This is a genomic window from Subsaximicrobium wynnwilliamsii, from assembly GCF_007997225.1.
GTDB classification, from domain to species: Bacteria; Bacteroidota; Bacteroidia; order Flavobacteriales; family Flavobacteriaceae; genus Psychroserpens; species Psychroserpens wynnwilliamsii.
Map to the genome: position 1 here is coordinate 101,318 of NZ_VORM01000007.1, position 25,237 is coordinate 126,554.

A 25,237-nucleotide genomic window follows, 5' to 3' on the forward strand; every position below is an offset into this window, starting at 1 on the left:
ACAACCGCAACCACAACCTTGAATCTTGAACTTTGAACATTGAATTAAAACAGATGCCAAACAGACTCCAGCATAAACTCTTAGCCCTTATTTTAGTAGTTAGCGCTACCACCTTCGCCCAAGAACGTGAGAAAGACAGCATAGATACCGAAACGGTCAATGTGGTCAAGGCCTACACACCAACCATTTCTGATGCTTTCAAGATTAAGGAAACGCCTAATTTGAACGATTCCACGAACTTGAAGAAAAAGGACATCAAATACAACATTTTCTCGATTCCTGTGGCTTCCACATTCACACCTGCCAAGGGTAAAGCTGCGGGCGTGAACAAGGAGAAATCTGTAAAACTTTACGATAATTACGCCTCGGTGGGCTTAGGCACTTACGCCACAATTCTTGGCGAGGTGTATCTCAACCATCAATTGAGCCGAAACGAGCGTGTTGGCGGTTATTTTAGCCATCATTCTTCTCAAGGTGATATCGATGGCATCAATTACGATAACAATTTTCGAGAAACCGAATTGGGCGCCAATTACACCCAACAACAGCGGGATTTTACTTGGAAACTTGAAGGTGGTTACGAACTGCAGCGTTACAATTGGTACGGACTGCCAGACCAAACGCTTCCGTTTTTTGATGTTGGCCATTCATTTTACAATGCCAACATTGGAGGCAATATCGATTTTGAGGATGGGATTTTCAATAAGGCAACCGTATTGTTCAGACGTTTTGGTGACAGCAGGAATTCCGCAGAAAATCGCTTTTTGGTCACTTCGGAATTTGATGTGCCCGTGAACGACCAAACCATTACTACAGAAGTAAACATCGATTACCTCAGCGGTGGTTTTGACCATACTTATTTTTCTGAAACCGAATTGAACTACGGCAACTTCCAATTAGGCGTCGCACCGAGCTATCAATTTATCCAAGATGATTTGACCTTGAATCTAGGGGTTAGATTGGTCTATTTTAATGATACGGAAGCTAGCCAGAGCAAGTTGCATTTCTATCCGAATGTAACTGCAAGCTATCGCTTGGTTGATGAACTATTAATTGGCTTTGGCGGTATTGAGGGCGGATTGCAACAAAATTCCTACTTCGGTTTTGCCGATGAAAACCGCTTCGTAGCACCTACCCTATTCGTACAACCCACCGATCAATCCTATGACGTTTCCGCAGGCATCAAGGGGAAATTGTCCAACAGCATGAGCTATATCGTTACGGGACATTACCTATCGGAAAACAACAGAGCCTTGTTCAAGGCGAATCCAGATTTACTCACAGAGCGCAAGAATTATCAATTTGGCAATTCCTTCGGAGTCGTTTACGATGACCTTAAAACCTTCTCTTTTGAAGGCGAATTGAACGTGGACCTTAACCGCAACTTTAAACTCGGTGCCAAAGCCGCCTTTTTTGCCTACAGTACCGATAGCGAAGCGGAAGCTTGGAACTTGCCAGATCTCAAGGCTTCCGTTTTTATGGATTATCAAATCGATGCACATTGGTTTGCAGGTGCCAACCTGTTTTTCGTGGGCGAGCGCAAAGACCAAATCTCGGAAGGCAGAAATCCGCAGTTAAGTTTGAACCAACCCCAAACCGTCACGTTGGACAGCTACTTTGATGCCAACGTGCATGCAGGTTACAAAATAAGCGACCGACTTTCAGCCTTCGTTAAGGGCAATAATTTGGTGGGAACTAATTACCAGCGCTGGTTGAATTATCCGGTGCAAGGCATTCAATTTTTGGCAGGAGCGACGTATCAGTTTGATTTTTGAGCCCCCCTAAATCCCCCGAAGGGGAACTTTTGAATTCATATTATACTGAAGATTCTAGGAGAAATATTAAAAAGCACATCTAATTTCTTTGTTATTTATCGTCTAGACGACTTTAGACTGAGACTGAAACCGTGAAGTTGTAAAGTTGTCTTCATACTTCGTACTTAATACTTAATACTTTTTTTTACCTTTAAATTTTAAGACCAACCAAATGCTCTCAGTTCTTATCCCGGTTTATAATTACGATGTACGCGCATTAGTCACGCGCTTGCACAAGCAATTGGCATTGGCTGCGATTCGCTTTGAAATTATCTGCATTGATGATTTTTCCGACCCTGAAATGAGTCAGATCAATGCTGAAATCGTTCAACTTCCGCATACTACTTATGAGATTTCCAACCGTAATGCTGGATGCGACGCTACCAGACAAACCTTGGCAATATGGGCAAATTACGATTGGCTAATATTTTTGGATGCTGATGTCATGCCAGTTTCCGAAGATTTTATCAGTAATTATTTAAAGTTCACTACTTCTGAATATGATGCCATTTATGGTGGTATTACCTATAAACCTGAGAAGCCAGAATCCAATTTGATGTTGCGATGGGAATACGGAAACGCCAAGGAAAACGTGCCTGCATCGGCAAGAAATCGGAAGCCTTATAAAATGTTGGTCACGGCAAATTTTATGATTCGGAAGACTATATTCTTAAAATTAAATTCCAAAATCGAATATAAAGGTTATGGTTACGACATTTATTTAGGCGCACTATTAAAATCTAATAGTTTCAAGGTCTTCCATATAGATAATGAAGTTTACCATTTGGGATTAGAACCAAATGCCACGTATCTCAACAAGGTGGAAGAAGCAGTTGACAACTTACTAAAGTTGAATCAAGAAGGCAAACTAAAAAAAACCGAAAACAGTTTATTGAATACCTTCGAAAGGCTCAAATATTGTAAATTGAATCACTATGTTGCTTGGACATTTAGACGCAGCAAAAAGCAATTGACGATCAATTTATTGAGTGCTCGTCCAAATATTACACTCTTGCAATATTATAAATTGGGTTACATTTGTGAGCAAGATTTGAAGCTATGAGTCCGTTATTTTCGATTGTTATCCCACTTTACAACAAAGCCAACGAGATTTCCCAAACCTTGGAAAGTGTTTTTAAGCAAACATTAAAGGAGTTTGAGATCATTATTGTAAACGATGGCTCTACCGATAATAGTTTATTGGAAGTCCAAAAGTTTGAAGATAAACGTATCTCCATTTTTACTACGGAAAATAAAGGCGTTTCACACGCTCGTAATTTCGGCATAGAAAAAGCCAAAGCCCCACTCATCGCCTTTTTAGATGCTGATGATTTGTGGTACCCACATCATTTGGAAAATTTAAAGCAGCTTTATCAAACCTACCCCAATTGCGGGATGTATTGCAAAGCTTATGAAAAAAGTTATTTAGGAAGGCACATCGTAGCCGCAAAATTCAACGGATTAGAAAGCGATTTTGAAGGCATCGTCCCAGATTATTTCGAAAATAGTTTGATTGATGCGATCGCTTGGACCTCTGCCACTGCAATACCAAAAATAGTATTCAAAACTTATGGTGTATTCGATACAAATTTGAAATCTGGTCAAGATACTGATCTTTGGATGCGCGTGGCTTTAAACGAACCCATTGCATTTTCAAAAAACATTAGTGCCATTCACGTTTTAACGGGACAGGAACATCATTTGTCGCAATCTAAGCATCGAGTAGATCGCTTAAAGTTATTGAACAAATTTAAGGAGGCAGAAAAATCCAGTAAAAGCTTAAAAAAATACATGGATTACAACCGGTTTTCAATGGCCATAGAGCGCAAATGTCAAGGAGACTCTAGTACTTTCAAACAACTAAAAGCTGAGATTAATCTTGATAATTTAAATGCGAAACAACGATTACTCTTAAAATTGCCAAAACCACTATTGAATTTATTGAAGAAATCGCAACAGCAACTCATTGGATATGGCTTATATTTTAGCGCGTTTAGATAAAAGAAATTCCTCGTAATCCCGGATGTAATCGGCTTCTTCAAATTCCGTTGAAGCCAAGACCAAACACACTGATCCCGAAGAGAAGTTCTCGATTTCCCGCCAGATGCCTGTAGGAATATACAAGCCTTTATCGGGCTTGTTGAGCATAATGCGCTGTTCATCCTTACCATCTTTTATAACAACCTCGAAGCTTCCGCTTAAGGCAATTACCACAGATTCCTGTATTTTGTGTGCATGGCCACCTCGATAGGCGTCGCTTGGCACATCAAAGAGATAATAAATACGCTGCATTTTGAACGGAATAACATGCTTCTCAATAACCGCCAATTTACCACGTTGGTCGTGGACATTAGGGATACCAACAAATTTAATATGCTTTAAAGTAGTTTTCATTGTAGGTTTTCAATTTAGTAATTCCTGCCATTGTTTGGCAATGTTTTCCATGGAAAAAGCTTCGACACTTTTTTTGGCGTTTTGCTTGCAGGTTTGATACAAATGTTCATCATTCACAAATCGATTCATAGCATGTGCCAAGGCTGTGGGATTATGGTTTTCTACTAAAAGACCATTATATTCATGAGTAATGATTTCTTTAGGTCCCGACTGGCAATCTACTGAAATCACAGGAGTTCCCAGCGCTAAAGATTCAATAAGCGTTCGAGGGAATCCCTCATAGCGGCTGGTCAATACCGTAAACTTTGAATGTTTTACATAGTTAAACGGACTTTCCAAAAAAGGTTGAAATTCAACCATTCCATTAAAATCCAATTGTCTAACTTTTTCCTTGATGTTTTCAAGATCTTTTCCATCACCAAGAATCATCAATTTAATATCATTTTTAGGAAGTTGCGATATACGGTAGGCTTCAAGTAGTAAGCTTATATTCTTGACCTTATCGTCCAGCCTTCCGTAGAATAAAATATAATCGCCATTAATTGGATTCTCTTGAGATGGCTTAGGAAGCGATTCTATGGGATTATAAATGCTCGTCACATTTTGCAAATTGTAAGTGTTCTCAATCTCTAGTCCAATCTCTTTAGCCACACCCACTATTTTAAACGCGTCTTTATAAATCCATCTTGCTAAAAAATTAGGATTGATAAAATAAGTCTCCAAATGAAAACTACGCACGCAATAAATAGTGGTTTTGGGATTATAAAGCCATCTTGACACGATGATCTCCCGAATAAAAGCGGGTCTTGATCGATTGTCTATCACATAATCAAAACGATGTTTCTTTAAGTATTTTTTGAAAACCAAGAATTTATTGACCCTGGACAAAAAATTTGGATACGGGTTTTCAGAAGCCCCTAAATTAAGAAGCTGACCTTCAAATTCATATACAATCGCATCTACAATAGACACCAAATGCATCTCATGACCCAATTGAGAAAGCATCTTTGACAACATAGCGGAAGAGCGCTCTGCACCACCTTTTGCTAAAGATGTGACTACGATACAGATCTTTTTCGTGCCAGACATTCTCAAATAATTATCTTTATGCCAAATATAGTTTAAATGAAAGTACTATTGGTGGGCGAATATAATAGGTCTCATAAATTTATTAAAGAAGGCCTTGTAGCATTGGGACACGAGGCATTGGTTGTTGGCTTGAGCGATGGTTTTAAAAAGGTTGATGTGGATCTTGAAATTAAGCATAAGTATTCAGGTTGGTTTTTAAAAAAAACAAGAACTGCTCTATTCAAAATTTTCAAGATAGACCTGTATTCCAATAGCGTAAAAAATCAAATTCTAAAGTTAAAGCCCAAGTTGAGCGGTTATGATATAGTTCAGTTCATAAGTGAATCTTCATTTATTTGTCAACCCGAAACCGAGAAAGCCATTTTTGATTTATTGAATTCCTGGAATGGCAAATCCTTTTTGTTGTCCTGCGGCACAGACTATCCAAGCGTTCAATATGCTATGGAAAAGAAATTCAAATATTCCATTTTGACTCCTTTTTTTGAAAATCGTTTAGCAGAATCAAATTTTTCATTGGGGCTAAAATACATAACACCAGCCTTCAAAGCATTACACGATCATATCTATAACCAAATTGACGGTGTTATTTCATCTGACCTGGATTATTACATTCCGCTCAAAGATCATCCAAAACATTTAGGGATGATCCCTCATGCCATCAATACAGATCAGATTCCGTTTTCTGAATTAAAGATTAAAGACAAAATCGTTATTTTCCACGGAATCAATAGAAACAATTATTATAAAAAAGGGAATGATGTTTTTGAAGCCGCCTTAGAGTTAATAAAGGCTAAGCATTCAGAAAAAATAGAAATCATTAGGGTTGAAAGTGTACCTTATGCAACCTATATCAAGGCTTTTGACGCTGCTCATATTTTATTGGATCAAGTATTCTCTTACGATCAAGGTTATAATGCACTCGAAGCAATGGCCAAGGGCAAGGTGGTGTTCTCAGGAGCGGAACACGAATGGTTGGAGTATTACGGAGTGCCCGAAGATAGCATCGTTATTAACGCCCTTCCCGATGCCGAAGCGATCGCAAAAAAATTGGAATGGTTGATTTTAAACCCAGAAGAGCTGCTCAACATTTCGAAAAACGCCCGAGAATTTGTTAGAAAAGAACACGGTCATGTTACTTGTGCACAACAGTATTTGGACAAATGGCAGGGAAGTTGAAAGTTTCGGTCTTATCATTACTGTTGTGAGTGCGCAACACCTAATCTCATTCAATGTGACTTAATAAATAGGACTGTTTAAAACGGAAGAATTTGGTGATTTTAGGTTTCGATTTTTTCAAGACTGCTAACTTTAAATATAATTTTTTGTTCTTCATTGTAACACTTTGGGCTTAGTTTAATTCATCTTAAGTCCATTCCTCACTTTAGGAAACCGTAACTCCAATGCGATTCTTGTGACATCTTCGTTTTTATTGACGGCCGCCCCATGAATCAAGAATGGAGAAAAAATCAAAGCTTTACCCTGAGAGGGATTTGGTCTTATCATTTTAATTTTACCCTCTTTTGTTTCTAAGACACAAGGCACATAGTAAGTATTGCCGTTTATTTTTGCCCCCTTGCTTGCCGTCCTCAAAATATGATGCTCAGGAATTAAATGGCTTTTGGGATATACAGGCAATGAGGAATTTTTATCGCAACCAACAATAGGGATCCAAACGTTAATGATATTTTCCCAATAGCTCAAATAGCCATCTCTGTGGGGTGGATTAATATCCAGAGAGTTTGGCCTGCTCAATCGTATTTGAATATGGGATTTCTGCAATTCTTCAACCCAAGAGGTCAACTCATAGCCTAAGATTTTTCCGAATCGCTTGGCTAGTGCGTCAATATCAAAATCAAAATCCTTGTTTTCAAGATTTCGAGTGCGGTCAATCACTTTATTATGCAGCTCCTTGCTTGTGACGATTTTGTGGTAATGTTCCAGCTTGAAATTCTTGGGCTCAAAATCTGGCAAGCTTTCAGAAATCGCGTCTGTTATGTTTTTAGTAATTGAGGCCTTTAAACGCTCAAATTCCGCTTCTGAAAATGCATCAACTACGGCATAACCCTCACCTTTCCAAGGCATTTTAGAAATCACATTATCTTCTGCCTTAAAAAGAAGCTCATTCTCTCCCCAAAAAAAATGACCTTCAACCTCAAATTGGTAAGATTCTCCGTCTAAAAAAAGTTCACATGTTTTATGCATCTTTCTGTTTTTTATCTTGATTTTTAAAATAATTCCAAACCGCGAATATGACTATAAAGAAGTATATCGCATACCTGTAAAAATGCGCCATAACCACACCTTCTGCACCATAAATATCTACAAGATATTTCGACAATCCGTAAAAAAGTCCGAGTGAGATCAACTCGGTAACGACAAAACTCCAAACCATTTTCTTAGCTAAAAACTGATAGGAAATCACTAGGGTTGCCAAGCGCACGAAATCACCCAGCAATTGCCATTTAAAAAGCGGTTCTAAACCATCAAAACCAGGAAATACAAGTTGAATGATTACATTTCGAAATAGATACACCAACAACATTCCCAAACCAAACAAGGGCAAAATGGTTTTGTAAATATGAAAAACTTCCTTTTTAAAAGCAACCCCAGTATGGATTTTAGCAAATTTCGGAATCACATATAAGGTAAAAATGCTGGATGAGAACACCATGTAATTCTTAGATAAATAGTTTATGGCGGTCCAATAGCCCGCTTCAGAAATGTTGATTCGGTTGGTAATGGTGGTTCTAATATCAAGCTCAATGTAATTAATCAACACACTCGATATAAAAGACATTAGGGTAAAGGCCAATAAGGGTTTGGCAAAAGACAGATCAAAACTCAGCTCATTAAGATGAATGTAACTTCTAAGTCTTTTGTAGAAAAACATTAAAATAACGGCAAAACTTAAAATGGGTGTCAAAATAATAGAGAACAACACGCCTTTTAAGCTGAAAGAATAGAGGAAAATCAAAAGTAATGCTGCGGAAAAAAGATAAGAGACCAGCTCAATCTTCGCGTATTTTTTATAATCGGACAAACCATTGATGACACCGTAAAAAATACGGTTCAATCCAATAATCGGTGGTAAAAATGCCAAACATCTAATCAAAGTCACATAACTGTCGTCTCCAAATAAATTGACTGAAAGATATGTTGCACTAAAAAACAAGATAGCACCAGACAAAACCGATCCAATCACGCCAAAAATAAAGACAGCCGAAAATAATTTACTGATTCGATTTTGATCTTGCTCATTTTCTGAGACGTATTTTACGATCCCATTAAAAGTCCCCAAAGACGAGGTACTGGTCAAAATTTGAACCACATTACGGAGCGAACCGATTTTTGCAATACCCGCTTCACCCAAAGTCACTGCCAAAAAACGCATAATAAAAAACGAAATCACCAACCTAATCACAATAACCACCGCGTTAAACGAGGTCATCTTTAAGATGGTGTTTTTTTTGATAAGGGCTTTTAGGTTGATCACTTAGTATCGGTTTATGGATGCAATCACGGTTTCGATTTCAATCTCACTCATTACTGGGCTCATGGGCAAACTCAAAACCGTTTGCTGTAGTTTTTCAGCGATTGGCAAGCTCAAATGTTGGTAAGCTGAAAGCGCTTCTTGTTGATGTGGCGCAATGGGATAATGAATAAGATAACCAATGCCTTCTGTCTCCAAATGCTTAATAAAATGCGCTCTATCTTCTACCTGAATGACATACAAATGAAACACATGGTTATTTGAACCGTCATAAAAAGGTAAACTGATTTTTTCGTTTTTCACTTCTGAAGAGTAACGTTTAGCAATAGCACGTCGTCTTTCATTATCGGCATCCAACTGTTTCAATTTGATATTTAAAAACGCAGCCTGTAGCTCATCCAACCTGCTATTAACGCCTAATGTACTGTTGACATATTTTTTGGAGCTGCCATAATTCCGAAGCAAACGTAGCGCAATGGCCAAAGCCCCATCGTTGGTCGTTATGGCACCCGCATCGCCCAAAGCACCAAGGTTCTTGGACGGATAAAAACTAAACCCAGCAGCATTCCCCAAATTCCCCGCCTTTTCCATTTTGGAATTTGGAATTTCGTTTTTGGAATTTGCTACCGCACCATGTGCCTGCGCCGCATCTTCCACCACTAGCAAATCCTGCTCTTTTGCAATCCTATTGATAACGTCCATATCGGCCAATTGCCCATAAAGATGCACCACTAAAATCACTTTTGTTTTTGGGCTTATGTGTTTCTCAATTTCCGAAGGCGCCATATTAAATGTCTGCGCATCGGGTTCTACAAACACGGGTTTTAATCCCGCATTGATGACCGCCAAAATACTGGCGATATAGGTGTTTGAAGGGACGAGTACTTCATCGCCCTCTGCTAATTTGCCCAATTGCAGATAGGCTTTAAAAATAAGCGTCAAGGCATCGAGCCCATTGGCCACGCCAATGCAGTGCCTGCTCCCACAATAGTTGGCTAAATTTTGCTCAAAGGTTTCTACCTCCTGACCTAAAATATAATGACCAGAATCTAGAAAGGATTTGAATTTAGCTGTAAAAGCATCTTCAAATCGTGCATTGATTTTATGTAAATCCAAAAACGGAATCATAGCATTACGGTATCTAAAAGCTTGTGGTTTTTTGTGTTTACGCTATAAAAGTCCTGGGTAATGGTTCGCGCCCCAAAACCTTCCTTCCAATATTGGAGGCCTTCGTTAATTTTTTTTCCCTGATGTTCATTAGACGTACCAAAATCGAAAAAAGCCTTATGCTTAAAGACGTCTTCGATTAAGTGCCAATGTAAAAAATCAAGGCTGCCCAAAGTGTTTTTGTCTTCATTTCCTGAAATATATTGCGAATGGGCAAGTGTTTCGGTTTCAAAAATAGTGGTTCCCGCAACAATCTGATTGTCCTGATACACGTTGAACTGACGAATTTGCTTGGGAAAACTTTTTTTCAATGCTGAAATTTCTTCCAAAGAATGCACCGGCGTTGCAGCGTGTTTCTGCTGAAGGTTTTTCGTAAGAATAGCATTCCAGAACTCATCAAAACTATCGACTTCCCTTATAATCAAATTGTATTTTTGCCCTCTCGAAACGCCTTCCATTCGGTTTCTTGAGATTTTTGGTCGGTTATTCATATTTAAAACGGAAAGCGCATCGCGTCGCGTCAATTGGGCTTCGGTTAAAAACAGAAGGTAGTTCAGCTCATCGTTCGGTTGTGCGCTATACATGGAAGGCAATAATTTAAGCGCTAAGGTTTCTACGGCTTGTGCCGACAAAAACTCTAAAACGGACTTAAACATAAAAATAACATCCCGGAATTTGGTGGTTTCTTTCAGCAGCAATCCGCCATAAGTGAGGCCCTGGTGTGAGTATAGCGTTGCTTCCACTCTATTTGCCGGCAAAAGCGCCACCAATTTACCGTTACGGTAGACCATCAACGAAAAATCTTCAAAGCGGTCTTTATGGTAGTCCATGAAACCCCGCTGAAACAAGAATGGCGCATTCTTAGCCTGAGCTGCAAAGTCGTTCCAAACTCGATGCTGTTCTGGCAGATATATTTTTACAGTGAAAATGGCAAGGACGGATTAAGGATTAGCGCTTCAAAAATAAGAATTTAGTGGGAGCATATTCTGTTTTGAGCCGAAAGTAATTTTCGGGATATTTAATTCGGTCTCGGCTATGTCAAATGAAATTCTAAAAATTCTAATTAGCACCACTTTAGTAAATGCTTAGCTGTTTTGTGAAATTTTAAAGTTTACTTTTTTTGGGATGTAAATAAATATTGCAGCAAACTAAATGAAAAATCCATTATTTTTCTCAATGAGTTCCAAATAGTCTAGATTCTAGATTCTAGCAGCGTAGCGCCTGCCGGTAGGTAGGGTCTATAATCTGATTATAAATCATTATTCTCCACCTCTATCCAAATTCGTCTCCTGCACCACGTACATCGGTCGGTTTTTCACATTGGTACTGATTCGGCTAATATACTCGCCAATGATACCAATGGAAAGCAGTTGTATGCCCCCAATAAACAAAGAGCTGATAATAAGTGACGTCCACCCCGTAATGGTTTCCTTGAGAATGAAATGCGAGAACATAGCGAACAAAATCACAACAAAGGAGACCAATGAAATGACAAAACCCATGCGCGTGACCAATAATAAGGGTTTATCTGAAAAGCCCGTGACCGCATCAAAGGCCAAGCTGAACATCTTGCTGTAAGAATAGCCAGAAGTCCCGTGCTTTCGAGCTTCGCGTTTAAAAGTGACGTGGGTTTGCTTAAAGCCCAACCAGGCTATTTGGCCGCGAAGGAATTTGTTGTGCTCTGGCATTTTGCGTAATTCCCTAACAATTTTAGCATCCAACAATCTGAAATCGCCAACATCTAAAGGAATATCAAAATTGGTAAGCCGTTGCAGCAATCGGTAAAAAAGTTTTGAAGTGAGCTTCTTCAAATAGGTCTCGCCTTCCCGGGTTTCTCGTTTGGCATAGACCACGTTGAAGCCTTTTTGATATTCGGCATACAGCTTCGGAATCAACTCTGGTGGGTCTTGTAAATCGGAATCGATGATGATGGCAACTTTAGACTGGCAAGCATCCAAACCAGCCGAAACCGCCACCTGATGCCCAAAATTCCGGCTCAAATCGATGTAAAACACACGCGCATCCGCTTCAGAGAAGGCCTGTAATTTTTGAATTGATGCATCACTGCTGCCATCATTGACAAACAGCAATTCGTAGTTTTCAGAAATTTTAGATACAGAAACCACTAAGCGCTTGTAGAGTTCGTCAAGATTATCCGCTTCATTAAAAACGGGTATCACCACTGCGATGTCTTTTGTGGGTTTCATGTGCTGCACTTTCGATGGATGAATAAGCGCACAAGATATAAGTTATGGATTAAAAGTTCAGGGGAAATGTCGGAAATAATTTCATGCTCATGCTCAGCCTCATATTGTGGACTAAAATTATAATTATTTGACATAAGACTTTTTGACGTAGGACGAAGGTTGTAAGACTTAGGATGTAGGATGTAGGATGTAGGATGTAGGCAGTAGGACGTAGGACGTAGGACGTAGGACGTAGGATTTAGGGTGTAGGTCTTTGGAATTTGGAATTTTTAAAAGTAGCCACAGATTTTTTTAGTCATACGTCATAAGTCATTTCGTCCTAAGTCAACAAAAAAAACAATTAGTCTTAAGTCATCTCGTCCTAAGTCAACAATAAAATAATTGGTCATAAGTCATCTCGTCCTAAGTCAATTCAAAAACCCTGCTTTGCTTTATAAATATTAAAATACGCATTGCTCCAAACGATTTGGTAATTGTGCCGCTCCAAAAACGAGTTCATGGTCGACACCGAAGCAGCAGCGTGCAAAATGGTATTTGCGCTGGAAGCGTCCATATAATTTGGATCAGGTTCTGCAAAGCGATGGATGGTATTGAACTTTTGCTGCACCACGATTGGCAATACGGAAATCTCCTGCTCGGCCTTAGCGATTTTTTTTCTGAAGGAATTTTCGTCATAAATCCCCACCCAGGAATTATAGGGATAAGGTCGGGTCTCGGTCAAAAAGTGAATCATGGGAATATGGTCGTAGCTAAACAAATAATCATTGGGCTGGACATAGTTAGACAATCCTGCCAATAAATCGTTCACAATTTCGGCCCTTCGCTGTTTCGTATAAATCCCTTTTGCAAATTTGTTGTTGATGGCATAGGTTTTCTCTAAGCGGCTGCCTTCATCAAAATAAGCCTCGTTGGAAATATGGTAGGTTTTCAAGAGTAAAAAAGCAATGATAAAACACCATAATAGACTGAATACTGGTTTGCTTACCTTGAATTTTTCCGTAGAGAATATCTTATTTAAAATGCACTGAATACAACCAAAAATCTCAGGCAAGACCAGAAAAAACAAAGGCAGACCCAACCAAATGGCCATGTAACCACTATTTTTCATTCCACCTGTAGTACCTAAAGTCAAAGTGAATAGGATCAAAAATGAACAGAGCGCAATCAGCCTAAGATGAATAGCTTTTTTTCTACTGAATAATGTCCAAATACACCCAATATAGCTCAGGGTATAAGCCGCGCCAATCCCTTGCTTTTCATACCAAACAATGAGCAACGACACGAAAAAAACACTCAAAACCACAGCCAACACTCTGCGTTTGGGCAAAAAGTGTTTGATCAAAACCGCTAGTCCCAAAATAAACGCAAGCTCGAAGAAGGTTCGAGCGATTTGCTTGTAATTGAAAACTTGTGACCTTAAAATGTCTCCCACATTATGCGCGCTACCATCGGTATTGCCCAAATCGAACAACATGACGAACATGGATTTCATGACTTGAAATTGCCCTGTTGCCATAAGTATCCCATAAACCGAAAGCAAACCCAGCAAGCATCCCAAAACAACCAAAGCAATTGGCCGAATCGATTTTGATACAAACGGTTTTTTAGAAAGAAGAAAGAAAAAGGGTATGACAAGCAAAAGACTCAATAGCACCAAATTTGGCAATCGTGTAAAGGTGTTAAAAATGATGATGATGCCTGTGAGCACATACAAAATAACAGATTCTTTTTCAATCGCTTTCAAGAGCGTAAAAACAGTTAGCAGGCAAAGTAGCGCGGTAAGATGATTGTGGTAAAACGTTGTAAAACCGTAATTATTCTGGAACAGCACCATGACCAACGCAAACAATAAATAGGTCTTTGGCACATGCTTTTTGAGCAGCTGGTAACTTAAAATGAACGTTGACGTGTTCACAATAAGGCCCAACATACGAAACCAAAAAACACCACCCTCTGGGTAGAGTTGATACCAAAGTCCGCCAACAATCCCAGAAAACCAGTACATAAAATTATATTCCACAGTTTCTGGGTGGTTGAATATTTGCTGATAAAAAGTCAGCACAAAACCATCATCCACCATGTCAAAACCTTGAAACGCCAAAAGGATTTGAATCAAAATGATGATACCCAGGGTTATTTTGAATTTGTTGTTGGTCAAATATAAATTACTTGTCATCCGCATTTAAGGGTAGGTTTGAATCTGTTAGTTCTGCTTAAAAACAGCCAATACTGTAAAATTCAAATATAAACATTGTTGTCAGATTTCAAATTTAACAACAATGTTTATGTAGGGTAAATTTCCTTATTCAAAACCAGAGGGATTGTTTCGACTATTTTACATAAACTAAACCACTCCTATGGACTAAAATGCCATAGGTTTTTTGAAACAGATTAAAAGTCTGTTGAATTCGTGAAATGCATAGTAAGTAATTTGCACCTCGATTTTCAGGGAGTAAATGAATTCGTGAAATTCGTGGCTCAAAAATTTTTAGAAGCTGAAGCGAAATGCACTGAAGCGCATAGTTTCAACTCAATTCGGGACCAGTGAAATGGTTCTCATTATCAATGAACCACTAAAAGGTTATTAGGTAAAAAAAACTAGTCTTGATTCTTACATCATGCGCGTAGCGGTCTTAGGTCATAACCCGACAAAAGTCACAGATTAACTCCTATTTAAAGTATATTCTATTAATTTTGGCCTCACGCCATTCACAACAGCACATGAGTTCCAAATTTGACCCGAGACACATCTTGTGCCACCCCTTTGTTTACACCACCTATCAAAAATTAGTGGGTGGGCATCGCGCGCGTCGCTTACTTATTGAGCAACATGTCCACATCAAACCTGGTCAAAAGCTTTTAGACATTGGCTGCGCACCGGCAGATTGGCTTGGTTGTGCACCAGAAGTGGATTACACGATTCCAAATATATCACCCAAGCGAAAAAAACCACCGACGATAAAGGCCAATTCATTTGTTCGGGTGTTGATGGTTATGAACTTGCCGAAGATGGAACATGTTGAGGTTATCATAGTCGCGAGAGTCTTGCATGATGTAAGCGACACCCAATGTTTAGATTTATTTGAAACTGTGGGGAAGGTCTTAGAACCTGGCGGTCGCTTTATTACGATGGATAACTGCTTTATTTCTAACCAAAACGAGATTTTAGAATATTTTCTGAAAAAAGACATAGATGAACACGTGAAAACTAAGAAAGATTATGAGCTGCTTATTAATAATGACTTCGAACATGTGAGTTCTTCGATTGAAGAAACCTACTTCAAAATTCCAAACATCCTAATTATTTTATCCTGTAACTAATCATGGACAAAGCTTATGAAACCCATTATCACGATTTGGAGCGCAGCCATTTTTGGTTTAAGGCAAGACGTAATTACATATTGCAGCTGTTGAAGGATGTCCCAAAAACTGCTAATATTCTTGATATTGGCTGTTCTTCTGGATTATTATTGACGGATTTGAAAAACCAAGGTTTTAATCCGAACAATCTTTACGGCATAGACATTAGCAAAAAAGCCATTGCCAATTGTAAACAAAACGGACTGCAAAATTGCGCTGTAATGTCTGCCGATACTATTAAATTAGATTTGAAATTTGATGTATTGATTGCTTCAGACTGTTTGGAGCATCTTCAAAACGATGAAAAAGCAGTACGCAACTGGCGACATCTTTTAAAGGCTGATGGAAAGCTATATATTTTTGTTCCAGCATTTCAAGCCTTATGGAGCCAGCACGATGTGATCAACATGCATTATAGAAGATATACCGAAAAACAATTACTTAATTTAGTGACCAATAATGGCTTTGAACAACTAAAATCTGGCTATTGGAATGCCTTGCTATTTATTCCCATTTATATAGCGCGTAAGTTGGGCAAATTAAAGGCAACAAAAAACGAGACCTCCAAATCCAACAGTTCTGGCGACTTGGAAACACTTCCGTCGTTAAACCCAATCTTCTTAGGACTTTTGAATTTTGAAAACCGCATTTTGAAGTATGTTCGGTTTCCGTTTGGAGTGAGCACCTATTGCATTTTGGCTAAAGCTGAAAAGGATTCAACCCGATAAATCTTCCGCAAATCTTTCATATCAAACCCACCAATCCTGTTAAGAAACTGACTGTTTCAATTAAAGAAAACACCTTCCGAAGCTTCCTTCTACCTAAGCAAGTTCCGAGGTGCCAGCTTGCCAGATGGCCGCTCAAACCCACGATGCTGCCAAAAAGCGGGATGAGTTCAACCACCAAACCTAATGCGGTTCGTTTTTAAGTTTTGGGTTTCACTAAAAAAAAAGAGAACCCATATCTGGATTCTCTTTTATAAATTTATAAGTCACTCAATTAATTACGAGTTCTTGAAGCGTTTACGATCCACTTCAGTCAAATAGATTTTACGCAATCTAATGTGTTTTGGTGTGACCTCAACGTACTCATCTTTTTGGATGTATTCTAAAGCTTCTTCCAAAGAAAACTTGATTGCTGGTACAATCTTCGCCTTGTCATCTGCTCCAGACGAACGCACGTTACTTTGTTTCTTAGCTTTTGTAATATTTACAGCCATATCATCTTGACGAGAGTTCTCACCAATAACTTGACCTTCGTAAATATTTTCTCCAGGCTCAACAAAGAACTTACCTCTATCTTGTAATTTATCAATAGAGTAAGGGATAGCTACCCCGTTTTCCATAGAAACCAAAGATCCTGAAATACGTCCAGGAATAGCACCTTTTATAGGTTGATATTCTTTAAAACGGTGTGCCATGATTGCTTCACCTGCAGTTGCGGTTAACAATTGGTTACGTAAACCAATAATACCACGTGAAGGAATTAGGAATTCGCAAACCATACGCTCGCCTTTAGCCACCATACTTAGCATTTCACCTCTACGCATGGTTACAAATTCTACAGCTCTACCAGATACACTTTCTGGAAGATCAATAGTCAACTCTTCAATTGGCTCACATTTTACACCATCAATTTCCTTAATGATTACTTGTGGTTGCCCGATTTGTAATTCGTAGCCTTCACGACGCATCGTTTCAATTAAAACGGACAAGTGTAATACCCCACGGCCATAAACCATGAATTTATCGGCACTGCCAGTTTCACCTAAACGAAGTGCTAAGTTTTTTTCTAATTCTTTTTCTAAACGGTCTTTGATATGACGAGATGTTACAAACTTTCCGTCTTTTCCAAAGAAAGGCGAATCGTTAATGGTAAATAACATGCTCATTGTAGGTTCATCAATTGCAATGGCTTTTAAACCTTCAGGATTATCTAAATCACAAATGGTATCACCAATCTCAAAACCTTCAATCCCTATGATTGCACAGATATCGCCAGTTTCAACGCTTTGTACTTTCTTACGGCCTAAACCTTCAAAAATAAAGACTTCCTTGATTCTGCTTTTTGTAACAGAGCCATCTCTTTTGACTAAAGAAATTTGTTGTCCCTCTACAACATTTCCTCTTTGTACGCGACCAATCGCTATACGACCAGTAAAAGAAGAAAAATCTAAAGAAGTGATTAACATTTGCGTTGTACCTTCTTTAAAAACAGGAGTAGGAATGTGCTCTATAACCATATCTAACAATGGTTCGATGTTTTCCGTTTCATTTTTCCAATCGTCACTCATCCAGTTATTTTTGGCTGAACCATAAACGGTAGGAAAATCCAATTGCCATTCTTCTGCACCAAGTTCGAACATGAGATCAAATACCTTCTCATGCACCTCTTCTGGCGTACAGTTTTCCTTATCCACTTTATTGATGACCACGCAAGGCTTCAAGCCCAAATCCAAAGCCTTCTGCAACACAAAACGAGTTTGTGGCATTGGGCCTTCAAAAGCATCTACAAGCAACAACACGCCATCTGCCATGTTGAGTACACGTTCCACTTCACCTCCAAAATCGGCGTGACCAGGAGTATCTATGATATTGATTTTTGTATCCTTATAGATTACCGATACGTTTTTAGACGTAATGGTAATGCCTCGTTCACGCTCCAGATCATTGTTGTCCAAGATTAAATCGCCAGTATTCTCGTTATCGCGAAACAAATGGCAGTGGTACATAATTTTATCTACCAAGGTGGTTTTACCGTGGTCAACGTGCGCTATAATAGCAATGTTTTTGATCTTAGTCATAATAAAGCCCTTTTTTTAGGCGTGCAAAGGTACATTAAAATCTGTTTTTATTTTCAAATCTGACTCTTTTTTTTGGTCGTTCGTGCTATTTTTTCTTCTGAAAGGATTTCGATACGAGTCCATTAGGTATTTTACCAGAAGCTTATCACATGGAACTGATGCTTTTTTTAATGGGAAAAGTCAACGATGCATTGGCACATCATTAGTAAATAGAACTTCTAATCCTAGATTCTAAAAGTTTTTCGGTCTAAATTTAATTCTCATATCTCCTTGAACATTAAACTTTGGTTTACCTAAAATTTTTCCGGTAGAACGTCACTACCAAAAAGTCAAATAAACCACTCCTATGGACTTCAACTCCATAGGTTTTTTTGAAACAGACTGAAAGCCTGTTGAATTCGTGAAATGAATAGTATCGCATTGCGTGCGTTTCTAGATAACAAACGGTTTCGTGAAAACCTGCCTAACGGGCAGGCAGGTTTGTGAAATTCGTGGCAAAACATTTTTAGGAGCTAAAGCGAAATGCACTAAAGTGCATAGTTTTAACTCTATGTGGGACCAATAAATAATTAAATTGAGCATCAGTTGGTTATAGTTCTTTCGATAGCTTTCGGGATAGTTCTTGATTCTTGGCTCACTATTCTGTTTCAGTTTTGCTTCTTCATTAACAATACCGTCTGAACTTGAAATCAAGCCTAAAACAACAACCCCTACAACTCTAGAATTACGTAACTTTGCGACTTAAAATCTTTTGATCATGACACTTTCCGAAGTACCAAAACTCAAACATACCAATTCTAACAACTTTTTTTTACTCTGCGGCCCTTGCGCCATTGAAGGCGAAGACATGGCTTTGCGTATCGCAGAAAAGGTTCTCAAAATTACAAACCAACTTGAAATCCCTTATATCTTTAAGGGCAGTTTCAAAAAAGCAAACCGCAGCAGGATTGATAGTTTTACAGGTATTGGCGATGAAAAGGCACTAAAAATCCTTAGAAAAGTCTCAGAAACTTTTGATATCCCAACCGTGACCGACATCCATGAAATCGGTGATGCTAAAATGGCTGCGGAATATGTGGATGTGTTGCAAATCCCGGCGTTTTTGGTGCGCCAAACCGATTTGGTGGTCGCTGCCGCCGAAACAGGAAAGGTGGTCAACCTCAAAAAAGGCCAGTTCATGAGCCCAGAAGCGATGAAGCACGCCGTACAGAAAGTGAAGGATACTGGCAACCACAAGGCTTGGATTACCGATCGTGGCACCATGTTCGGGTATCAGGATATGATTGTCGATTTTAGAGGCATCCCAACCATGCGAGCTTATGCACCCACAATTTTAGATGTGACCCATTCCCTGCAACAACCCAATCAAAGTGTTGGCGTTACTGGCGGAAGACCAGAAATGATCGAAACCATTGCCAGAGCCGGTGTTGTGAATAATGTGGACGGACTCTTTATTGAAACGCACTTTGACCCAGCAAACGCCAAGAGCGATGGCGCCAATATGTTGCATTTGGATAATTTGGAGCGCCTGCTTAGTAATTTGGTGGCGATTAGGAAGACGGTTAATAGTTTATAGCGAGTAGCCGTTAGAGGGTAGTACTAGGTTGGCTGTTGGCTGTTGGCTGTTGGCTGTTGGCTGTTGGCTGTTGGCTGTTGGCTGTTGGCTGTTGGCTGTTGGCTGTTGGCTGTTGGCTGTTGGCTGTTGGCTGTTGGCTGTTGGCTGTTGGCTGTTTAAACGAATAAAATTTCACGAGGCGTTTCTGAAAAACCGCAAATAGTTATACAGAGACTTTAAGTTTCAAATTCAATTGGCTCTAGTTTAAAATGGCTCTTATGGTTGAAATATCCGATCTTCGGAGTTTTGGCTCCCTTTAGACGGGGCAAAAGGAACATGACGAATATCCAATTATTTTTTCCCTGGCCCTAAAGGGAATAATCGGATTTTCTAGGTTTGAGCCAACCTAAAAGATTTATAAATTCAATTTTATTAACAATAGCAACGCGAGATTAAACTAGAGCCTTTCAATTTAAGTTTCAGTTTCAGTTTCAGTTTCAGTTTCAAATTCAATTTCAAATTCAATTTCAATTTCAATTTCAACTTCATCCCATGGATATAGACTACAGAGAAGCCACCTTAGAGGATCTGCCAGAAATCACTGCGATTTTCAGGGACACGATTAGCACCGTAAATCGCAAGCATTATTCTGAAGAACAAGTAGAGGCTTGGGCCGCTGCTGCCGATAATTTGAAAAAATGGCAAAAACGCATCAAAGCCACCTATTTCCTTGTGGCTGAAAACGATGGCCAAATTTTAGGTTTTGCATGGCTCAAAAACGGTAATTATTTGGAAGGCATGTACGTTCACAAGAATTATCAGCGCAAAACCGTAGGCTCAAAACTACTGCGCATTATAGAGTCCCATGTCACAATGTATGATTTTGAAAGCATCCAAGCAGAATCCAGCTTATCTTCCCTCCCATTCTTCGACTCGCATTATTATGAAGTTGAAAAAAAACAGAAAAGATCCATAAAAGATCAGGTGCTGGATTATTATATCATGTATAGGAAGTTGTGAGTTGTGAGTTGTTTGTTGTGGAGTTGTCTTGATACTTTGTACTTAACACTTTGTACTTTTCAAAAGACTACTTAACAAACGCCTTAACCCCAGCTTTAAGCTCCAGATCCAGATAATTATTCCGTGGGACTATTGGGCAAGAATATTTTTCGTTATAAGCGCAATAGGGATTATAAGCTGTATTAAAATCTAGGCTAACCGTATTCCCTTCAGGAATTGTCAAATCAATATAACGGCCGCCACCATAGCTAGTCAAACCATTGGTGTCATCTATAAACGGAAGTAACAAATAGTCCTCAAAGCCTTCCTCCTGCATCAAATCCTGATCTTGATATACATTCAACATATAGTTCTTGCCTTTCAGTTTAAAATGAAATTCTGCAAAAATGCGCTTGTTAGACAATCGGCTTGTTGTGGTTTGCATTTTAAACCATTCTGAATTGGGTTTCAATTCCACTCGGGCCTCAACCACATAAGCAGCATCAAACTTAAAAAAGTCCAAGCCTTCAAAATTCTTAAGGTCTCTTTTCTTTAAAGGCGATTTTGAAGCATCTTTGAACTCTGCATTCAACTCCCTCTGAAATTGAGTGTCTCCAGCTAATGGCTTTTTATCTTGGGCACAACTCAAATTCGCAAAGGCAATTAACACCAATACTAAATATTTCATCTCCTTAAATTTTTTCAACTTCAAAAATACAACTTATTCTCTTTTTTCATAGCTTTGAAGCACAAATTGAGACCAATCATGAATTCAGTTTTTATTTCATACAAATCAAGACCAACCGCTAACTTTAGCTATCGGAAATCTTGTATGCAATGACCTAATTGAATAATTTTCATAAAGCACTCATCCGCAAGTCCGACTAAAAATGTCGGACTTTTTTTATACCAACACCCATTAAACCAATCCTTAATGACCAGTCAAGATGTTATTGTTGAATTTTATCCAGAAAAAATTACTCATCCCCTATTATAAGGCTTTCACAGGATTATCTGTTGAAGTTTGGTGGTTGGCGCTTATTACTTTTATCAACCGAGCTGGCACCATGGTTATCCCATTTTTGTCTTTATACCTTACCAAAAACCTACATTTCACTTTAGAGAATGTGGGCTGGATCATGAGCGCATTTGGTTTGGGGTCTGTCGCGGGCTCATGGCTTGGCGGCAAGCTTACCGACCGGATTGGCTATTACAAAGTCATGGTTTACAGCCTATTTCTTACAGGATTTCTCTTTATAGGCTTACAGTTTCTAAACACTTTATATGCGTTTTGCTTCGGAATATTTGTAGTCATGTTGGCTGCAGACATGTTTAGGCCAGCCATGTTCGTGGCTTTGAATGCCTATAGCAAACCAGAAAATAAGACCCGCTCATTGACCTTGATTCGGTTGGCGATCAATTTGGGCTTCTCTGCCGGCCCAGCAGTTGGAGGGCTTATCATCACTGGCCTTAGTTATGGCGGCTTGTTTTGGGTAGATGGCATCACTTGCATCTTGGCTACAGTTGTGCTACTTAAAACGTTGAATCCCAAGAAAGCAAAAGTGACAGATAACTACAAAAGCGCAATACCAGAAAGTGCTTACAAAGACCGGTCATTTCTCATTTTCCTAGTGGCAATGGTGCTGTTTGGCATTGTATTTCTTCAGTATTTTTCAACCGTTCCCATTTACTACGACAACGAAATTGGGCTGAGCGAATTTGAGATCGGATTGCTTTTGGGTTTGAATGGTTTTGTAATCTTCTTATTTGAAATGCCCTTGATCAAATGGTTGGAAACCACCAAATACACCCATACGGGATTGATGCTTTTTGGGGCGGTCTTGGTGGGAGCAAGTTTTTTGGTATTAAATATAAGCCCTTGGGTTGGGATGCTTATCTTTGGAATGCTGTTGATGAGCATTGGCGAGATGATCACGTTTCCGTTTTCTAATGCCTTCGCGCTCAACCGTGCAAAAAAGGGAAAGCAGGGGGAATACATGGCGTTGTATAGTATTTCCTTTTCGGTGGCGCATATTTTTGGCCACAATGCAGGATTACAGTTAATAGATCGCATCAAGTTTGAAAACACTTGGTATGTGATGGCAGTATTATCGGCTTTATGCGTGGTGCTGCTCCTTTTCCTGAAAAAACAAATGAATACAAAAACCGCTTGAACAAGTGCAAATAGAAAAACAAATCATCATTATAGGTGCCGGCCCCATAGGCATCGCTTGTGCCTTAGAATGCAAGAAACATGGCTGGGATTATCTGGTTTTGGAAAAAGGATCTCTAACCAATTCCTTATTCAATTATCCCTTGAACATGACGTTTTTTTCCACTTCGGAAAAATTGGAAATCGATCGCATCCCTTTCATCAGCAATAACCCAAAACCCAGCAGAAATGAGGCTTTGGAATATTACCGAAGGGTCACAACCGCAAACACTTTAAATATCAATCTATACGAAAAAGTAGAAAGCATCAAAAAACACGAGGAGACTTTTCTGCTTAAAACTGACAAGGCTGAATATCGTGCCCATAAAGTCATCATCGCCACCGGTTTTTACGATATCCCCAATTATTTGAATGTGAAAGGCGAGCAATTGCCAAAAGTGATGCACTATTATAAGGAAGCACACCCCTTTACTTTACAAAATGTTGCCGTGGTTGGCGCGAGCAACTCCTCAGTAGATGCTTCTTTGGAGATTTACCGCAAAGGCGGAAACGTGACCATGATTGTAAGAGGCCATGAAATTGGCGAGCGCGTAAAATATTGGGTTAGACCAGATGTTATAAACCGAATTGAGGAAGGCAGCATCAAAGCCTTCTTCAATTCTGAAATCCATACAATAGAACCACATCAAATCACTGTGAAAACGCCGGAAGGATTGAAAACCATTCCGAATGATTACGTCATCGCATTAACGGGGTACCGCCCAAATTTCGATTTTCTAAAACAAGCTGGGGTCACTTTTTCCGAAGATAAAAAACACATCCCAACCTATAATGACGAAACCATGGAGACCAATGTTGACGGACTCTATTTGGCTGGCGTGATTTGTGGCGGGATGGAAACCCACAAATGGTTTATAGAAAACTCAAGAATCCATGCCAAATTGATTGCTGAAGCTCTTGAAAAAAGCCCATCCACATTACAAATTAAAGCATAATCGTTGATAGTAGTTTTCAGTAAAATCAAAGACCATGAGACCATTTGAAAAATGGGAAAATTTACCCATCTTTAAAAAAGCAATGCAGCTGTCAGATTTAGTGGATCACATTACTGAAGCGGTTGATAAAACAGATATTGATTTTGAGCGTGCCATTGAAGCCGAGATGATCAAGAGCAATTTGAGTTATATGCGGCAGAATGCAATGACCATTCCCGCGAAAATCGCTGGGGCTGCAAGTGAGGACATGCTTTACGACATACGCATGGAAAACGCCGCCATTATTAGAAAAGCGGCCCGAGAACTTATCACAGATGCTCGCGGCATTGAAATGCACGGCTTTAAAGACATTGAGTATTTGGACCTTTTGAGACAGGAAGTGGAAGAGTTTCGAATTTTATTTGCCGAGTGGGTAAAAACCTTTGACCAATGGCACTATATCATTGATCGTTGGGGCTTGTTCAATCCGCCTGGCATCAATTACGACGACCACGATCCCGATGACGATATACCCTTTAATCCCGATGATTTTTTTGACGGCCTATAATCCCAATACCCTACGTTTCTCAAAACCTATTGCAAGATTTAAACTATGGAAGAATTAGAACATGTGCCACTTTATAAAAAGGCCAAGGATATTCAAAATTTAGTGGATTCAGTGGTGGATGTCATCATGGATTCCCAATTGGAGTATGAGACCGAACAAGAAGGCCAAATGATTGATGATTCGCTCACGTATTTAGGTGAGAATTCCGATCTCATACCGCAAAAAATCGCCTTGGTTCATGGTGAGGATATTCCTTATAATGAAAAAATGGAATCTGCCTGCTTTATAAAAAATGCGGCGATCGAGATATTGACAGATTTAGACCATATCGAACTCTCTGGCTATAAAGATATTGAATATTTTGATTTACTGAGAAATGAGATTGACGATTTCAGGATCCTTTTTGCAGAATGGGTCACGACCTTCGACCCTTGGGATTATGAGATAGACCGCTGGGGACTTTTCAACCCGCCCGGCGTTAAATACGACGATTATGATCCCGACGATGACCTGCCTTTTGACATCGATGATTTTTTTGAGGATTTGTGATTGGGAAACTTCAATAGACGCTACTCTTCGAAAGCGCCTATTAAAACAACTATTTTATAGGTCAGTCACGCATTGAAAAAACGTAAAGCTCCATC

Annotated in this window: 22 protein-coding genes; 12 read left to right on the forward strand and 10 right to left on the reverse strand. The window is 39.2% G+C overall.

Annotated elements, in window-relative coordinates; translation table 11 throughout:
- The first annotated feature begins 53 nt into the window (after positions 1 to 53).
- The 3 genes from ESY88_RS08545 (at position 54) to ESY88_RS08555 (ending at position 3,815) form a co-directional block, all read left to right on the forward strand.
- On the forward strand, positions 54 to 1,775 hold the full coding sequence (locus ESY88_RS08545) for a TonB-dependent receptor domain-containing protein (RefSeq protein WP_147086479.1): 1,722 nt from the start codon (positions 54 to 56) through the stop codon (positions 1,773 to 1,775).
- Between the two features lie 211 nt (positions 1,776 to 1,986).
- A complete protein-coding gene (locus ESY88_RS08550; RefSeq protein ID WP_147086478.1) occupies positions 1,987 to 2,877 on the forward strand; it encodes a glycosyltransferase family 2 protein in 891 nt (296 codons plus the stop codon).
- Positions 2,874 to 3,815, forward strand: a complete 942-nt coding sequence (locus ESY88_RS08555) for a glycosyltransferase family 2 protein (protein ID WP_147086477.1) — start codon at positions 2,874 to 2,876, stop codon at positions 3,813 to 3,815. The genes ESY88_RS08550 and ESY88_RS08555 overlap by 4 nt, the downstream gene beginning before the upstream one ends.
- Here the strand turns inward: ESY88_RS08555 and ESY88_RS08560 are convergent.
- Together ESY88_RS08560 and ESY88_RS08565 are read right to left on the reverse strand one after the other, a co-directional pair.
- A complete protein-coding gene (locus tag ESY88_RS08560; protein ID WP_147086476.1) occupies positions 3,792 to 4,208 on the reverse strand; it encodes a sugar 3,4-ketoisomerase in 417 nt (138 codons plus the stop codon). The two genes, ESY88_RS08555 and ESY88_RS08560, sit on opposite strands and share 24 nt — an antisense overlap.
- A gap of 9 nt (positions 4,209 to 4,217) precedes the next feature.
- The gene (locus ESY88_RS08565; RefSeq protein WP_189702556.1) at positions 4,218 to 5,297 is read right to left on the reverse strand and encodes a glycosyltransferase; all 1,080 of its coding nucleotides are present in this window, start codon (positions 5,295 to 5,297) and stop codon (positions 4,218 to 4,220) included.
- A gap of 36 nt (positions 5,298 to 5,333) precedes the next feature.
- Here ESY88_RS08565 and ESY88_RS08570 point away from each other — a divergent pair, with 36 nt between their 5' ends.
- On the forward strand, positions 5,334 to 6,473 hold the full coding sequence (locus ESY88_RS08570; RefSeq protein WP_147086474.1) for a glycosyltransferase: 1,140 nt from the start codon (positions 5,334 to 5,336) through the stop codon (positions 6,471 to 6,473).
- Positions 6,474 to 6,650: 177 nt separating this feature from the next.
- Here the strand turns inward: ESY88_RS08570 and ESY88_RS08575 are convergent, their stop codons facing one another.
- The 6 genes from ESY88_RS08575 to ESY88_RS08600 form a co-directional block, all read right to left on the reverse strand.
- Positions 6,651 to 7,499 (reverse strand): phytanoyl-CoA dioxygenase family protein, encoded by an 849-nt coding sequence (locus ESY88_RS08575; RefSeq protein ID WP_147086473.1) that lies wholly within the window; start codon positions 7,497 to 7,499, stop codon positions 6,651 to 6,653.
- Entirely contained in the window at positions 7,492 to 8,790 is a 1,299-nt protein-coding gene (locus ESY88_RS08580; protein WP_223270772.1) for an O-antigen translocase, read from the reverse strand. The genes ESY88_RS08575 and ESY88_RS08580 overlap by 8 nt, the downstream gene beginning before the upstream one ends.
- Positions 8,791 to 9,915 (reverse strand): DegT/DnrJ/EryC1/StrS family aminotransferase, encoded by a 1,125-nt coding sequence (locus ESY88_RS08585; RefSeq protein ID WP_147086472.1) that lies wholly within the window; start codon positions 9,913 to 9,915, stop codon positions 8,791 to 8,793.
- On the reverse strand, positions 9,912 to 10,784 hold the full coding sequence (locus ESY88_RS08590) for a GNAT family N-acetyltransferase (RefSeq protein ID WP_189702557.1): 873 nt from the start codon (positions 10,782 to 10,784) through the stop codon (positions 9,912 to 9,914). Before ESY88_RS08590 ends, ESY88_RS08585 begins: the two co-directional genes overlap by 4 nt.
- A gap of 429 nt (positions 10,785 to 11,213) precedes the next feature.
- Positions 11,214 to 12,161 carry a glycosyltransferase family 2 protein gene (locus ESY88_RS08595; protein WP_147086470.1) on the reverse strand — a complete coding sequence of 316 codons (948 nt, stop codon included), beginning with the start codon at positions 12,159 to 12,161 and terminating at the stop codon, positions 11,214 to 11,216.
- Positions 12,162 to 12,573: 412 nt separating this feature from the next.
- A complete protein-coding gene (locus ESY88_RS08600; protein WP_147086469.1) occupies positions 12,574 to 14,337 on the reverse strand; it encodes a hypothetical protein in 1,764 nt (587 codons plus the stop codon).
- 545 nt (positions 14,338 to 14,882) lie between these two features.
- On the opposite strand from ESY88_RS08600, the gene ESY88_RS08605 reads away from it, so the two are divergent.
- The gene (locus ESY88_RS08605) at positions 14,883 to 15,482 is read left to right on the forward strand and encodes a class I SAM-dependent methyltransferase (RefSeq protein WP_147086468.1); all 600 of its coding nucleotides are present in this window, start codon (positions 14,883 to 14,885) and stop codon (positions 15,480 to 15,482) included.
- Between the two features lie 2 nt (positions 15,483 to 15,484).
- Positions 15,485 to 16,249 carry a class I SAM-dependent methyltransferase gene (locus tag ESY88_RS08610; protein ID WP_147086467.1) on the forward strand — a complete coding sequence of 255 codons (765 nt, stop codon included), beginning with the start codon at positions 15,485 to 15,487 and terminating at the stop codon, positions 16,247 to 16,249.
- 275 nt (positions 16,250 to 16,524) lie between these two features.
- Here ESY88_RS08610 and typA read toward each other — a convergent pair whose 3' ends face one another.
- Positions 16,525 to 18,324, reverse strand: a complete 1,800-nt coding sequence (gene typA / locus ESY88_RS08615; RefSeq protein ID WP_147086466.1) for a translational GTPase TypA — start codon at positions 18,322 to 18,324, stop codon at positions 16,525 to 16,527.
- 757 nt (positions 18,325 to 19,081) lie between these two features.
- On the opposite strand from typA, the gene kdsA reads away from it, so the two are divergent.
- Both kdsA and ESY88_RS08625 read left to right on the forward strand, forming a co-directional pair.
- On the forward strand, positions 19,082 to 19,900 hold the full coding sequence (gene kdsA, locus ESY88_RS08620; RefSeq protein WP_147086465.1) for a 3-deoxy-8-phosphooctulonate synthase: 819 nt from the start codon (positions 19,082 to 19,084) through the stop codon (positions 19,898 to 19,900).
- Between the two features lie 531 nt (positions 19,901 to 20,431).
- A complete protein-coding gene (locus ESY88_RS08625; protein WP_147086464.1) occupies positions 20,432 to 20,899 on the forward strand; it encodes a GNAT family N-acetyltransferase in 468 nt (155 codons plus the stop codon).
- 67 nt (positions 20,900 to 20,966) lie between these two features.
- On the opposite strand, the gene ESY88_RS08630 is transcribed toward ESY88_RS08625, so the two are convergent.
- Positions 20,967 to 21,566, reverse strand: a complete 600-nt coding sequence (locus ESY88_RS08630; RefSeq protein WP_147086463.1) for a DUF1684 domain-containing protein — start codon at positions 21,564 to 21,566, stop codon at positions 20,967 to 20,969.
- Between the two features lie 268 nt (positions 21,567 to 21,834).
- Here ESY88_RS08630 and ESY88_RS08635 point away from each other — a divergent pair, with 268 nt between their 5' ends.
- From ESY88_RS08635 to ESY88_RS08650, 4 genes are read left to right on the forward strand one after another with little or no spacing between them, the layout of a single operon-like run.
- Positions 21,835 to 23,052, forward strand: coding sequence for an MDR family MFS transporter (locus tag ESY88_RS08635; RefSeq protein WP_223270773.1), 1,218 nt, complete (start codon positions 21,835 to 21,837; stop codon positions 23,050 to 23,052).
- A gap of 4 nt (positions 23,053 to 23,056) precedes the next feature.
- On the forward strand, positions 23,057 to 24,046 hold the full coding sequence (locus tag ESY88_RS08640; RefSeq protein ID WP_223270774.1) for a YpdA family putative bacillithiol disulfide reductase: 990 nt from the start codon (positions 23,057 to 23,059) through the stop codon (positions 24,044 to 24,046).
- A 34-nt stretch (positions 24,047 to 24,080) separates the two neighbouring features.
- On the forward strand, positions 24,081 to 24,593 hold the full coding sequence (locus tag ESY88_RS08645; protein ID WP_147086461.1) for a hypothetical protein: 513 nt from the start codon (positions 24,081 to 24,083) through the stop codon (positions 24,591 to 24,593).
- 45 nt (positions 24,594 to 24,638) lie between these two features.
- Positions 24,639 to 25,142: a hypothetical protein gene (locus tag ESY88_RS08650; RefSeq protein ID WP_147086460.1), complete on the forward strand. Its 504-nt coding sequence runs from the start codon at positions 24,639 to 24,641 to the stop codon at positions 25,140 to 25,142.
- Positions 25,143 to 25,237: the final 95 nt, after the last annotated feature.

Bases quoted from the DNA above. Each gene is read 5' to 3' on its own strand.
- ESY88_RS08645 (WP_147086461.1), top strand. From the start codon at position 24,081: ATGAGACCATTTGAAAAATGGGAAAATTTACCCATCTTTAAAAAAGCA.
- kdsA (WP_147086465.1), top strand. From the start codon at position 19,082: ATGACACTTTCCGAAGTACCAAAACTCAAACATACCAATTCTAACAAC.
- ESY88_RS08610 (WP_147086467.1), top strand. From the start codon at position 15,485: ATGGACAAAGCTTATGAAACCCATTATCACGATTTGGAGCGCAGCCAT.
- typA (WP_147086466.1), bottom strand. From the start codon at position 18,324: ATGACTAAGATCAAAAACATTGCTATTATAGCGCACGTTGACCACGGT.
- ESY88_RS08585 (WP_147086472.1), bottom strand. From the start codon at position 9,915: ATGATTCCGTTTTTGGATTTACATAAAATCAATGCACGATTTGAAGAT.
- ESY88_RS08565 (WP_189702556.1), bottom strand. From the start codon at position 5,297: ATGTCTGGCACGAAAAAGATCTGTATCGTAGTCACATCTTTAGCAAAA.
- ESY88_RS08600 (WP_147086469.1), bottom strand. From the start codon at position 14,337: ATGACAAGTAATTTATATTTGACCAACAACAAATTCAAAATAACCCTG.
- ESY88_RS08595 (WP_147086470.1), bottom strand. From the start codon at position 12,161: ATGAAACCCACAAAAGACATCGCAGTGGTGATACCCGTTTTTAATGAA.
- ESY88_RS08550 (WP_147086478.1), top strand. From the start codon at position 1,987: ATGCTCTCAGTTCTTATCCCGGTTTATAATTACGATGTACGCGCATTA.
- ESY88_RS08590 (WP_189702557.1), bottom strand. From the start codon at position 10,784: ATGGACTACCATAAAGACCGCTTTGAAGATTTTTCGTTGATGGTCTAC.
- ESY88_RS08630 (WP_147086463.1), bottom strand. From the start codon at position 21,566: ATGAAATATTTAGTATTGGTGTTAATTGCCTTTGCGAATTTGAGTTGT.
- ESY88_RS08575 (WP_147086473.1), bottom strand. From the start codon at position 7,499: ATGCATAAAACATGTGAACTTTTTTTAGACGGAGAATCTTACCAATTT.
- ESY88_RS08555 (WP_147086477.1), top strand. From the start codon at position 2,874: ATGAGTCCGTTATTTTCGATTGTTATCCCACTTTACAACAAAGCCAAC.
- ESY88_RS08560 (WP_147086476.1), bottom strand. From the start codon at position 4,208: ATGAAAACTACTTTAAAGCATATTAAATTTGTTGGTATCCCTAATGTC.
- ESY88_RS08625 (WP_147086464.1), top strand. From the start codon at position 20,432: ATGGATATAGACTACAGAGAAGCCACCTTAGAGGATCTGCCAGAAATC.
- ESY88_RS08650 (WP_147086460.1), top strand. From the start codon at position 24,639: ATGGAAGAATTAGAACATGTGCCACTTTATAAAAAGGCCAAGGATATT.
- ESY88_RS08545 (WP_147086479.1), top strand. From the start codon at position 54: ATGCCAAACAGACTCCAGCATAAACTCTTAGCCCTTATTTTAGTAGTT.
- ESY88_RS08570 (WP_147086474.1), top strand. From the start codon at position 5,334: ATGAAAGTACTATTGGTGGGCGAATATAATAGGTCTCATAAATTTATT.
- ESY88_RS08605 (WP_147086468.1), top strand. From the start codon at position 14,883: ATGAGTTCCAAATTTGACCCGAGACACATCTTGTGCCACCCCTTTGTT.